Source organism: Vibrio sp. SBT000027 (assembly GCF_963894355.1).
Taxonomy (GTDB): domain Bacteria; phylum Pseudomonadota; class Gammaproteobacteria; order Enterobacterales; family Vibrionaceae; genus Vibrio; species Vibrio splendidus.
The window spans coordinates 227187-240194 of the sequence record NZ_CAWQGD010000001.1 but is presented as its reverse complement, the minus strand read 5'-3'; the positions used below and the strand labels follow the sequence as shown (position 1 = coordinate 240194).

Here is a 13008-nt window from a genome sequence, read left to right as displayed (position 1 = left end):
TTTTTTTACATCCTTTGCAATAGAGATCAGGCATACCTTTGTCCTATAGGTCTTTAGTGGTTACTGACAATTGACACATCATGTCGAATTTGGTTGCACTATTCACCGAGCTAATCACAAAAGTGAGCGCCAAGTTCAAAAAATAGCCATTTTTCTCTTTCGTTTTTTGACATCAAACGCCATCAAGATCCTTCTTCTTCCATTTATCCTCCCTCGTTCATGCGGTTTCGATTTACATTGTAAAGCCCTATAGCGACAGTACTTCCCCCGTATTAGTCATCAAATTGATCGATAAAAAAACGGCACTTCCTCTGCGAAAGTACCGCTTAAGCAAACCATGTTTGGTTAAATTTAGCTCACAATTTAAAAGCCAAATTTACCATTGTCATTTTTCCACTCTGAACGAGCAGGAATAGTTTCAATGGTATCCCAGTGCTCTACGATTTTTCCGTTATCAACACGGAATAGATCATAAAAAGCAACGTGATTATTCATGAACTGGCCTTCACTGATCGACAACACAAAGTTACCTTGGCCTAAAATCTTATGGTTGGCGGTATAAACCATTGGCATACCCGCTTCTGCTAGCGCACCCAAAGCTTCACCCAAACCGCTTAGACCATCGGCTACTCCTGGGTTGTGCTGTAAGTAAGCACTGTCTTCATTATCGATATAGTTATTAATCTTCGCCATATCACCGCCGATCAGGATATCTTTAACGAAACCACTGACCAACTGCTTATTTTTGTCCGTTTGATCGAGATCTACGACTTTAGTCGCGCCATCTAATTGAGTTCGTCCACTTGCGTTTGGCTTGGCAATTTCTTGCAGGTTGTCCCAATGCTCAACTATCTGTCCATCTTCAAAGCGGAACACATCAAAGCCGACTTTCGGGCCAAAGAAGTTATATTCGGTATGAGCAACAACATAGTCGCCATCTTGAAATGAGCGCGTCACTTGCGCTTTCGCAGAGCCTTCTGGCAGCATTTGTAGCACTTCACCAAAGCCCGCTAAGCCATCGCCAACGGCTAGGTTATGTTGAATGTACTTTTCAGGGTTAATGTAGCTCACCGCTTTTGCGTCGCCCGTTTCAATACTCGAAATAACCGCTACCGCTTTTTCTTGAATTGACAGCTCTTGTGCAGTCGCAGTGGTTGCGAAAGTAGAAGCGCTAAATACGCTTGCCGCTAGTAATGTAGATTTAGTTATTGTTTTCATTTTTAAAGTCCTCTCGTTGGCTTGGAAACTATATTAATCAACGAGAGAGACTCACGGCAGAGTGGATTTAGGCAGAAAAATGGTAGATATCGAACCTTAGATGATTCATGCCGACCCATTCACTATTCAGAGAGGGAAGGCTTGGAATACTTCTTTTGAAACTCGCTAGGCGTCATTTGAGTATGATTTTTAAAGTACTTAACGAAATTACTGGCGTCTTCAAAACCAAAATCCGACGCCATTTTTTGAGACGTAATATTGGTTACCACCAGCTGACGCTTCATTTCTAAAACGGTAAAAGAATCGATGATTTGCTTGGCAGTTAACCCCGTTGCGACTTTGCACACTTGGTTTAACGTCTTGTAGGTGGTGTTAATTTGATTGGCGTACCAGTTTGCATCACGCACGCGCAGGTAGTTGTTTTGAAGAAGCTCAAAATAGCGGGCAAACTTAATGTTCTGCTGCAAGCTCAAGGCGTCTTGCTTCACTTCTGGTCGCAGGCGATGAAGAATCAGTGCTAGTGCTGAGAACAGGTACATCACAATCAAGGGATCGGATTCTGACTGTTTCAGTTCCGTCATAATTTGCTGTATGAGACTTCGCGTCCGATCTTGGTGGGACTCGTCTAGTGACAACAGTGCAGAATGTGCCTTGTTCAAATGAGTAGGCGTGTAGTTCGGCAACTTCATGTTAGCGTGAACGCTGTCTAAGAACGCTTGAGTAAACAAAACCGCAGTGCCTTGTGGCTTATTACTAAAATCAAAGGCGTGCACCTGCTCTCTTTGAATGAACAACACGCTCCCTTGGCTAAAAGGGTAGTCCTCAAAGTCGACCATGTGCGTGCCAGAGCCTTGCTCGATAAACAGAATCAAGAAAAAGCTGACACGATGTGGCAGTTGAGGGTCGTGATTAATATTGCTTTCTGAATAGAGCCGAGATAAGGGCACCAACTCCAGCTCAGCTTGCGCCGTTTTTTCATGGTTAAAGCCAATATTCGGGATTACTTGAGGCACTACTACCTTCCTATTCATTTACTCAACAGCTCTTAGCAAGAGTAATGTATCCCAGTGGGAACTGAAATGTTCCGAGCCTAGAAGTATGACTTAGCCAGCGTCACCAACAAGCTAAACATGCTTAATACTCTCAACTTGTCAGACGCAACAAAGGTCGAAAGGTCAAAGCATTGGGGTATAGTCAAAAAAATAGAGCCACCGAAGTGACTCTATTATTTTTATTTTTCAATTTCTTTTTAGCTAACGTTCTTTGCTAATTCACATCTGTTTTACAATGTAAATTAGTCTAGCTCAACTAGGTTCTTCTCGAACTCAGCGTGTTGCTTCTTAACTTCGTCTTCAGGTTCGCCAGTAATTAGGCTCACGATAACGATAGAAAGAGTCGATAGGATGATTCCCGGTACGATTTCGTACACATCGAACCAACCGCCCGTGAACTGCTTCCAAAGAACAATCGTAACACCACCAACCACGATACCCGCTAGAGCGCCGTTACGGTTCATACGAGGCCAGTAAAGGCTCAATACGATAGCTGGACCAAACGCAGCACCGAAACCAGCCCATGCGTAAGATACAAGGCCAAGAACTGAACTGTCCGGCGTCATCGCTAGCACAAGAGCAATCAGAGAAATTAGGATAACCGCGAAACGGCCAACACGAACAATCTCTTCTGACGTTGCGTCTTTCTTCAGAATTTGCTTGTACAAGTCTTCTGCCATTGCAGATGAAGAAACAAGAAGCTGTGAATCAGCAGTACTCATGATTGCCGCTAGGATTGCAGCAAGTAGGATACCGGCGATGACTGGGTGGAACATTGCGTTAACAAGAAGCATGAAGATCTTCTCGCCATCATCTAATTTAGGCGCGCCAGAGTTAGTCACGTAGATTAGACCAACAAGACCGACTAGCATTGCACCAACCATAGACAATGCAGTCCAGATAACCGCAATGCGGCGTGCTGTCACAAGATCTTTGTTTGAACGAGTTGCTTTAAAACGAGCCAAGATGTGTGGTTGACCGAAGTAACCCAAGCCCCATGCCGCTAGCGAGATGATCGCAATAGCAGACAGTGGCTCACCTTTCGCATCATTCCATAGCGTTAGAAGCTCTGGGTTGATGTTGTGCAGGTCGCTAGATAGCTGACCAAGGCCACCGTTCATTGCCGCGATTGGTACAATCAATAGCGCAGCAGACATTAGCAGGCCTTGAACTAAGTCAGTCCAAGATACCGCTAGGAAGCCACCAAACAGGGTGTACGAAACCACACATACCGTGCCGATGATTACCGCAGTTGTGTAATCTAGGCCGAATACCGTTTCAAACAATTTACCACCTGCTACCAAGCCTGAACTTGTGTAGAAAAGGAAGAATAAAAGGATAAAGAAAGCAGAAATTGTTTGGATCAGCTTAGAATTATCGTTGAAGCGACGAGATAGGAATTCAGGCAGCGTCAGTGATTCAGTCGTAATGCTGTAAGTACGTAGACGTTTTGCACTGATTAACCAGTTTGCCCAAGTACCAACAAGTAGGCCACCAGCAAGCCAAAATGCTTCAAAGCCAGCAGCGTAAGCGTAACCAGGCAGGCCAAGTAGCAACCAACCACTCATGTCTGATGCACCAGCAGAAAGTGCAGCAGGCCATGGGCCTAACGAACGACCACCTAGGAAGTAGTCAGTTGAGTTAGATGTACGTTTGTAAGCAATAACACCGATCGCTAGCATCATAATTAGATACGCAATGAACGTCGTCGTTATTGCAAAACTGTTTTCTATCATTTGATAGTCCTCATTTTGTAGAAAGCCTTCCATGCCTAATTCAATGCAAGGTACTCACCGTAAAGGCAAGCAAGTGCATTGAGTTAGGTATTGAGGCTCCAAAGCACTCAGGGAGTAAACCAAAAATGGGAAAACCCAAAAATGGAGAAAACCAAAAGTCTTTAGAGCCAATTTTACTGAAGGTTAGTGAGCTTCGCTTCCAAGTTCGAGCAAGGTCGCGTTACCGCCCACGGCTGTTATATTTATAGTTCGCGTACGCTCGGTAATGAAGCGCAGCGATAGGTGTGGATCATTGGCAACATTCATTGTCGCCAGATCCGTTTCAGCTACTAAACCGACGATTGCACCGTCACGCTTAGCAAGCTGTAAATTGATAGCTTGTGCCGTTTGTGAATTACCTACGTAACCCGCGCTTCGCACATCGCAAGACAACAACTGTTGAGCAGCGTCGTACGAGGCAACCTGCACCAGGTTGGTTGGTAGATTCGCTTGTTTCGCGGCATCTGCAATTAAGGTATTGAACTGCACGTCATCACTGCACAATTGAACGCTGTTACCTGCCAATAGTGCTGCAGTAATCATCGCTGTTGCGGTTTGCAGTGCGGGCACCTTCTCTTCGCAATCATCAACAATCACCAAAGCCACACCGCGGCCTGCGGCATACAACTCATTGGTTTCGCCCGTAGGACCTGCCATTAGGTGATGTTCAGAAAGCAGCGCAGACGCTTGCTCTAGATGATAAGTTGCCACTGCAGCCAAAGGCACAGATTGACTTTCGATCTCTGATTTCAGCGCAAGTACCTGAGCACTCTTGTAATCAAAGTCGGTAAGATTCCATTGTTCCCACGCTAGCAAAGCATCAGAAAAACCTGTCACTTGATGAACCATGATACTGCTCCTTATGCCTTGTCTTGTGATTGAGAGAAATGAACATCTGTAAAACGGTATAGGTAGTGAGGACCACCCGCTTTAGGGCCAGTACCTGACAAACCTTGGCCGCCGAATGGCTGAACCCCAACAACGGCGCCCACTTGGTCACGGTTGATGTAGCAGTTACCCACACGAACGTGTTTTTCGATCCAACGGTAAGTGGTCTCGTTACGGCTGTGGATACCCATAGTTAGGCCAAAGCCCGTTTGGTTAATTTGATCGACCACTTGCGTCAACTCACTCGCTTTGAAGCGAACAATGTGCAGCACAGGGCCAAACTGTTCCTCTTTCAAGCAGCTGATGTCATCGATTTCAAACGCACTTGGTGGAACAAAATCACCATGTTCACAATCACTACCTAGAGAAAGTTGAGCCACCTTCTTCTGGGTATTGGTCATGTTTTCTAAGTGCGCCAACAACTTCTGTTTCGCATTTTGGTCGATAACAGGGCCAACATCCGTTTTATGAAGATGTGGGATACCCACACTCAATTCGTCCATTGCACCGTGAATCAATGCAACCACGCGGTCTGCGATGTCTTCTTGAATGTAAAGCACACGCAGCGCAGAACAACGTTGACCTGCTGAAGCGAATGCAGAACGAATAACATCACGAACTACCTGTTCAGGCAGTGCGGTACTGTCGACGATCATCGCGTTCTGACCACCGGTTTCCGCAATAAACGGAACAGGCTTAGCGTTACGACTTGCCAATGAAACGTTGATGCGTTGTGCTGTTGGTGTTGAACCCGTAAAAGCAACGCCAGCAATTGCATCATGGCTGGTTAGTGCACTGCCGATCTCAGCGCCACGACCCGGTAGTAACTGAATGGTGCCAGCAGGGAAACCCGCTTCATTCATCAGTTCAACCGCGCGAGCTGCAATCAAGCTTGTTTGCTCGGCAGGCTTCGCCACAACCGTGTTACCCGCCACTAGTGCTGCAGTAATTTGGCCAAGGAAGATCGCTAGAGGGAAGTTCCAAGGGCTGATACAAACGAACACACCACGACCTTGTCGTGAAGCGATTCGTGTTTGGCCATCAAAACCTTTTAGTTCGAAACCTTGTAGGTTATCCGCTTGTTTTGCGTAGTAACGACAGAAGTCGACCGCTTCACGCACTTCATCAACGCTGTCGTGAATCGTCTTACCTGCTTCTTGATGACAAATTGCCACCAGCTCAGCAAGGTTGTCTTCCATCAGGTCAGCCAGCTTATCAAGCGCTGCCGCTTTGGTTTCAACTGAAGTTGCGTTCCAATCAGCAAATGCTGCATCTGCGCCAGTGATCGCTGCGGAAACATGATCAAGGTTAGCGAAAGCCACCTGACCGACATTAATACGACGATCATAAGGTGCAGTCACTTGCTCAACATTCTGATCAGCCTTGATCATGCTTTCGGCAAGAGATTCACCGTTGATCACAGGGCCCGCAGTCCATTGGTTGTTTAAGAAGCCTTTTACTTGCTCTTCAAACTGATGCGCTTCGCTTTCAATATCAATGTTCACACCGTAAGAGTTTTTACGCTCAGGGAATACCGCTGGAGGCAGAGGAATCTTAGTGTTGTGCAATGTATCGAACGCCAGAAGCATATCGACAGGGTGTTGAGTCAGCTCTGCTACAGGGCAACGTGCATCAACTAAACGGTGGACAAACGAGCTGTTTGCGCCGTTCTCTAGCAAGCGACGTACTAGGTATGGCAGTAAGTCTTTATGGCTACCAACCGGTGCGTAAATACGTACCGACTGTTGGTAAGCTTCCATCGCGTGGTTGTAAAGAGAATCACCCATGCCGTGTAAGCGTTGGAATTCAAAGTCTTTATGCTCTGTCATTACAGCGATAGCAGAAACTGTATGGGCATTGTGGCTCGCAAACTGCGGGAAGATATTGCCGCGAACACTTGGGCTCAATAGGTAACGCGCACAAGCAAGGTAAGCTACGTCTGTCGCTTCTTTACGAGTGTAAACTGGGTAATCAGTGAAACCAGCCTGCTGTGACCATTTGATTTCGCTGTCCCAGTACGCGCCCTTCACTAGGCGAAGCGGGATTAAATCACCCTGCTCTTTCGCTAGGCGGTTTAGCCATACTAGAACCGGTAGTGCACGCTTTGAGTAAGCTTGAATAACCAGACCAAATTTACCCCAACCTTTTACAAGGTCAGTGCGGTACAGTTTTTCGAATAATTTAAGAGAAAGCTCTAGGCGATCCGCTTCTTCAGCATCAATCGTAATCGCAACGTCTAGCTCTACTGCGCGGCGCAATAGCTGCTCTAACGTGTCGCAAAGTTCCGTCAATACGCGGTCTTCATTCGCCACTTCATAACGTGGGTGAAGCGCAGAAAGCTTGATAGAAACAGACGGTGCTGGGCTAGATTTTGAAGAGACGTATGTGTCTCGACCTACGGCTTCAATCGCCATTAGGTAATCTTTGAAGTATTTGTTTGCGTCTGCAGTAGTCAGTGCCGCTTCACCTAGCATGTCGTATGAGTAGGTAAAACCTTTGTCACGCATAGACTTACCGTTCTTTTGCGCTTCAGCAATGCTGCGGCCAAGAACGAATTGGTGACCCATCACCTTCATTGCTTGGTGCATCGCTTTACGAATCACCGGCTCAGAAAGCTTGTTCACTAAGCGATTAACGGCTTGACCCGCACTCTGCTCGTTAGATGAAAGTCCAACCACCTTGCCTGTTAGCATTAGGCCCCAAGTGGATGCGTTAACAAACACTGAGTCAGAATTCTTTAGATGAGATTTCCAATCCGCAACGCTGAGTTTGTCGCGAATCAGTGCATCAGCGGTTGCTGAATCAGGAATACGCATCAAGGCTTCCGCCAGACACATCAGCAAGATGCCCTCTTGAGTATCTAGACTGTATTCAAGCAACAGTGCATCGATCATCTGGATAGAAGTCTTATCCGCACGGATAGCTTCGATCAATGATGTCGTTTTGTCTGTGATTTGCTGCTTTTCAGACTCAGAAGGGGTAGCTAGCGGCAGAAGTTGCTCTAGCCATTGGGTTTCATCCACCATATATAATGGTGAGATAAGCGTCCAAAGATCAGCAAGCGACTGCTCGTTGAATTCTGGCTTTAACACATCAGTAGCTGTAAACATGCGTTTTCCTTAATCTCACACCCGAAAAGAGTTCGGGATCTCTACAATGGCTGCAGTGTATTTAGAGTATATAAGGATTACTTGTCAAAAACTCCGAGTTTTTTGCTAAAAACTCGCTTTATTAACAAAACAAACACAAGGTCACATATGAAACTTTAATATAATATGCCGTTTTGTTTTTTTATTTAACAGAAATTTGCTTTTTGTATTGAGATGGTGACATGCCTTGAAGGCGAGAAAAGGTGTGAGTAAAGGAGGATTGACCGGAAAAACCAGCAAGTTCTGCAACCTGTCCAAGGCTTAAATTACCTTGTTCGATAAGGCGTCGAGAGCGGTCGATACGCTTTCCTAAAACATATTGGTGAGGGGTAATGCCCATTTGATCTTTGAATAGCATGTGGAATTGGCTTTCGCCCAAGAACACACTGCCTGCAAGCTGCGCGACTGAGATCTTATTAGCCAAGTGTTGTTCGATGTAGCGATCCAACGACTCAAGATCGAAACGCGAATCTTTAATCGAGGTTTCAAATGCCGAGATGTGTCTTTGCATCAACGCAATCACCGTGTCATTACAAGCTCGACTCAACAACAGGTCATCAGGACTGGCCTGCATCTCTTGCACCAACATATGGATAAGCTTTTGAATTTGCGCATCTAATTGGAAGTAGACGTTCGATGATTCTAACTGGTTAATCTTCTCTAGCATCAGAGGGTCATCATCGGTTGGCATAGGCATGTTGAGTACGAGAATATCCGACTGACCAACCACTCCACCGAAAGCATGATCAGAGCGAGCCGTGACTACACAGCCTTGCCCTGGACCGACAAGATTACCTTTACCGCTCACTTCAAATTCCGCCTGACCTTTTAAACCAATGACTACCTGCGAATAATGGTGATCGTGACAATCCATATGCGAAGGCAAAGTAATGATCTCCGCAGGGCGAGGGCCAGTAAGGCTTAGCGGGGACAAGTCAAAGTTCGGAAAGGGTAACGGTTTAGGCATAACATCAAAATACTCAGGTCGACATAGTAAGAATAATACTCTGAAATCTACATAAGATGAATTTGTAAATGATCATGAGAGTCATTTCCTCACCTTAAACAAAAGATCATTATCGAGATCGTCTTGATCATGCCTCCGGAAAGATGATCAAGAGTGCACAAACTACGGGCATTGTAAAACCAATCGTTCCGGTGAGTTTAGGGGCTTCACAAGCAATCACACCGACAAGCAAACCATGCCACCAATAAATACTTTGTCGCCCCAACATAATGAATAAATTTTCTTATATAGCTCAAATAATTGGCGATAAACCTGCAAAAAGTGTATCCGAAGTACCGAAACTTGGCTTTTGAGTAGATTGGATAGCAATAAAACGGTATAAAGACGGGTACTGTGTTAATTGCTAATAACTAGTGACTCACAACTAGGAAGTAGACACTTTATTAACGAGCCAATTTTCAATCTACAAGTTGCAGGGACCTATGACTAACTTTCGAATTTCAGCGCTTTTACTCGCGCTATCCCCACTTTGGGTATCTGCATCGGTATCCGCTGAAGAACTGAATCAAGTCGATCCCGTTTCAGCTATCGATGCAAAGCTAACAGAGAAAAACTCAGATATTGAGCGTATTTCAGCAACCAAAGTATCGGCGACTGAAAACCTAAAACAACTTCAAAATAAGAACAGCAAGTTGTTACGCGAAGGTGAAGAACTTAAGGCAAAACGTAACAGAGCCAAGTCTGTACTCGACAAACAGTACAGTCGCTTGCTTGAAGATCCAGAAACGGATTTGGTCTCTTTCCAGAAAAGTTACCAAGACGCTTGGGCTGCGGTTAAAGAGAATCAATCGTCTCAGCTAGATAACGAACAAGCGATGAACGAGAGCGAAATTCACCTTTCTCAAATCAAGCAAAAGCAAGCTCGCCTAAATAATGAGCTGGCTAACTTGAGAGAGTCGAAAGTAGAAGCTCGCGTTAAACGTATTGCATCAGAACTTCGTGAAAGTGCCGTTCTTGAAACCAGCTACACCACCACATGTTCATCAACGATGACATTGGGTGAATGTACTGCTCAAGGTAAACACCTGACCAATCAAAAAGCGGTGAAAACGTTCAAGAGCCAATTACTTGAGCAGCTCACGGAAAGTTCATTAGCAAAACAGAACTTGCAAGGTGTTCAACTGAACATCCATGTTCAAGACAGCCAAGCGATCAAGAGTGGCTTTTCTGGTAACAACTCTTACTTCATGCAGATGCAGGCTCAGCTTCAAGCAAAACCTGAAGCGGTTGCAGCATGTAACTTATTGAACGTTTCAACGCGCTACTGTTTAACGGGCAGTGACGCGGCAGTCGTTAAGAAGAGTGACAAACAATGGGCTAACGTGACGGTACGTTCTGATCAGTACAATGACTCAGTGACCATCAACGGCATTAAGTATGGCAGCACCCCTCTTGAGGTTGCGCTACCAAGTGGTCGTCACCAAGTAACCATTTCAAAACAAGGTTACGAGTCTTACAACCGCACAGTTACCATCAACGGTAGCGACACTATTTGGGTTAAGCTTCTTCCTAGCAAGGAAAGCTAAGTCCAGTATGAATAGCTCAGCGCTCTAATTAATATAGCCGTGCCTATTTCACAAAGCTGAATGAATACTCGCCATTTTGTTGATAGTTATAAACTGTATGATCGTTATAAACAGTAGCTGCAGACGAAATGGCGTTTTCGTTTAGAATATTCGATTAACCTAAATTACGATTGAAGTAGCCCATCATGCGCCAAGGTCTTCCTACTCTATTATTTGCACTTGCTCCCTGCTTAATGACGCCAGCTGTTTTTGCTGAGGCAACACCACCAGCGATCGCGTCTTCTGTCACCGACATTGAAAGCTCACTTTTCGAAAAGCATGCCGACTTAACGGCTGTTGAGAAGAAATTGGCTGACAAACAAAACGAAGTCGACAATCAGGCGCAGAAAACGGCACGTCTAGCTGAGTTATCGGCTCAAGCAGAGCAAACACTCGCAAAGGCAAAAGCCAGCCTAGAGCAAGATTACTCGCGCATGATTGATGATCCCGATTTCGATATCTCGCCTGCTCAAAACCGCTTCCAAGACGCTTGGAAAACCGTAAAAGAGGGCAAGCTTGCGATTTCAGACTCAGAGCTGAAGCAACAAGGCTTGGTGATGGAGCTTGAGGCTATCCAAGCCGAGAAAGCAGCGGCAGAAGCTTCAATCGCTAATCTGAACCAAAATAAGCTAAGAGCAAGAGCTGAGCGACTCAGAAACGAGATCACTCAGACGGAAGAGCAAACCGTTAGCTTTACGAACCGTTGCAGCAGCGATATGACACTGGCGCAATGTTCAGACCAAACGGTGACCTTGGCACTTCAAAAAGCGGTAAAACAATTCCAGCACAGCCTGGTGGACAACGCGACCGAATCGAAAACAGTGAAAGAGCACCTTGCGTCTGCTTCATTGAATATTCACGTTCTGCAACACAAAGTGAAATCCTCGGGCTTCTCTGAAGATAACCGTTACCGAGCGGTGATTGCGGCGAACCTAGAAACTCGTCCAGATAAGAACACACCTTGTCGTCTACTTGGTATTCAGTCATCAAACTGTTTCACTCAAAGCGAGCAACAAGCCAACGACCAGCAAAAAGAAGTCGCTTGGGTTAACTTGGTGGTTCGTTCAAATCAATACAACGACAAGGTTTCTATCAACGGCGTGAACTATGGCAGCACACCCGTTGAAGTGATGTTACCAACAGGCCAGCACATGGTCACGATTGAGAAAGAAGGTTACCTTTCTTTCCACCAAGAGCTGAAGATAGCCCGCGATCACAACCTACGAGCCGTATTACAGGCCAAGCAGAACTCATTGAATGTCGGTACCAAGTTTGCAGACCCGATGGGAAACAACATTCAGAGCCCTGAAATGATTGTTGTCGGCTCAGGTCGCTACCTACTCGGTGAAAACAACGCACAACAAGTGACGATCAAACAGCCGTTTGCATTAGCCGCAACACCAACCCGTGTTCAAGACTTTAGAACATTTGTTGACAGCACTGGCTACCAAACAGACGCAGAGCTAATGAACACCTGCGATACATTCGTGAATGCAGAGATCACAACCGTTTCGGACAATGACTGGCAAAGCCCTGGCTTTAAACAAGCAGATAACTCACCCGTTGTATGTGTCAGCCAAAATGATGCAAAAGCGTATACTCGTTGGTTATCTCAGAATACCGGCTTCACTTACCGTTTACCTACACCACAAGAATGGGAAGCTGCAGCAAGAGCAGGTCAAGACACCAACTTCTGGTGGGGTAACGAGTTCCGCTCAGGTAAGGCCAACACTGGCTGGGCTGGTACGCCTTGGTCAAACGTTAGCACATCTCCAGTTAAATCATTCCTGCCAACACCAACAGGCTTCTACGACATGGTGGGTAACGTATGGGAATGGACAACCATTCAGAAAGGTTTAGCGAAAGGTGGCGCGTGGAGCTTCTCTCCAGAAGAAGCAAAAGTGTTTAACGAACTGTACGTACCGCCTTCAACGGCAGCGAACTATCTAGGATTCCGAGTCGTACGAGAGCTGTAGGCTTTCAATCACTGACTCAGCATCTCAAATATTTACTCTAGGTTCTCAATTATCACATTGAGCAGCATTTATAGGGGAATTCCCCCCTTATGCATAAGCATTCCTAGGAGTAGATTCGTCGATAGAGTAGTAAGTCACTCTGGGTATCAAATTGATGCCTCAGTTTAATTTACCTGACCCTCGTAAATTAAGCTGAAAATCTTCTACATGTCGACAAGGCATATCTTGTCTTTAGCCAGCCCCTCTTCAGGCTGGCTTTTTTTTGCCTGTTTATCACCCTTTCTGCCCACCTATTCCCCGTGATTGAAGCAGTTAGTCAACAATCTGTTTAACTGTCATTCACCCCCCTATTTTTCGA

8 protein-coding genes are annotated in these 13008 nt (G+C 45.6%); 2 read left to right on the top strand and 6 right to left on the bottom strand.

Annotation, left to right across the window (positions count from 1 at the left end):
• Window positions 1–363: 363 nt before the first annotated feature.
• The 6 genes from AACU28_RS01050 to AACU28_RS01025 form a co-directional block, all read right to left on the bottom strand.
• Entirely contained in the window at window positions 364–1218 is an 855-nt protein-coding gene (locus AACU28_RS01050; RefSeq protein WP_017095828.1) for a nuclear transport factor 2 family protein, read from the bottom strand.
• Window positions 1219–1340: 122 nt separating this feature from the next.
• A complete protein-coding gene (locus tag AACU28_RS01045; RefSeq protein WP_102533911.1) occupies window positions 1341–2231 on the bottom strand; it encodes a helix-turn-helix domain-containing protein in 891 nt (296 codons plus the stop codon).
• Between the two features lie 281 nt (window positions 2232–2512).
• Window positions 2513–4003: a sodium/proline symporter PutP gene (gene putP, locus AACU28_RS01040; RefSeq protein WP_026012326.1), complete on the bottom strand. Its 1491-nt coding sequence runs from the start codon at window positions 4001–4003 to the stop codon at window positions 2513–2515.
• Between the two features lie 186 nt (window positions 4004–4189).
• Window positions 4190–4894, bottom strand: coding sequence for a 1-pyrroline-5-carboxylate dehydrogenase (locus AACU28_RS01035; RefSeq protein ID WP_004732537.1), 705 nt, complete (start codon window positions 4892–4894; stop codon window positions 4190–4192).
• 11 nt (window positions 4895–4905) lie between these two features.
• Entirely contained in the window at window positions 4906–8043 is a 3138-nt protein-coding gene (putA, locus tag AACU28_RS01030; RefSeq protein WP_065680944.1) for a bifunctional proline dehydrogenase/L-glutamate gamma-semialdehyde dehydrogenase PutA, read from the bottom strand.
• A gap of 181 nt (window positions 8044–8224) precedes the next feature.
• Window positions 8225–9049 (bottom strand): AraC family transcriptional regulator, encoded by an 825-nt coding sequence (locus AACU28_RS01025; RefSeq protein ID WP_017075637.1) that lies wholly within the window; start codon window positions 9047–9049, stop codon window positions 8225–8227.
• Window positions 9050–9531: 482 nt separating this feature from the next.
• Between AACU28_RS01025 and AACU28_RS01020 the strand changes: the two genes are divergently transcribed.
• Window positions 9532–10635 carry a PEGA domain-containing protein gene (locus AACU28_RS01020; RefSeq protein ID WP_004732542.1) on the top strand — a complete coding sequence of 368 codons (1104 nt, stop codon included), beginning with the start codon at window positions 9532–9534 and terminating at the stop codon, window positions 10633–10635.
• Between the two features lie 185 nt (window positions 10636–10820).
• Complete coding sequence (locus AACU28_RS01015; RefSeq protein WP_121602136.1) at window positions 10821–12650, top strand: SUMF1/EgtB/PvdO family nonheme iron enzyme; 1830 nt, start codon at window positions 10821–10823, stop codon at window positions 12648–12650.
• Window positions 12651–13008 lie beyond the last annotated feature (358 nt).

Bases quoted from the DNA above. Each gene is read 5' to 3' on its own strand.
- AACU28_RS01050 (WP_017095828.1), bottom strand. From the start codon at position 1,218: ATGAAAACAATAACTAAATCTACATTACTAGCGGCAAGCGTATTTAGC.
- AACU28_RS01035 (WP_004732537.1), bottom strand. From the start codon at position 4,894: ATGGTTCATCAAGTGACAGGTTTTTCTGATGCTTTGCTAGCGTGGGAA.
- putA (WP_065680944.1), bottom strand. From the start codon at position 8,043: ATGTTTACAGCTACTGATGTGTTAAAGCCAGAATTCAACGAGCAGTCG.
- AACU28_RS01025 (WP_017075637.1), bottom strand. From the start codon at position 9,049: ATGCCTAAACCGTTACCCTTTCCGAACTTTGACTTGTCCCCGCTAAGC.
- AACU28_RS01020 (WP_004732542.1), top strand. From the start codon at position 9,532: ATGACTAACTTTCGAATTTCAGCGCTTTTACTCGCGCTATCCCCACTT.
- AACU28_RS01015 (WP_121602136.1), top strand. From the start codon at position 10,821: ATGCGCCAAGGTCTTCCTACTCTATTATTTGCACTTGCTCCCTGCTTA.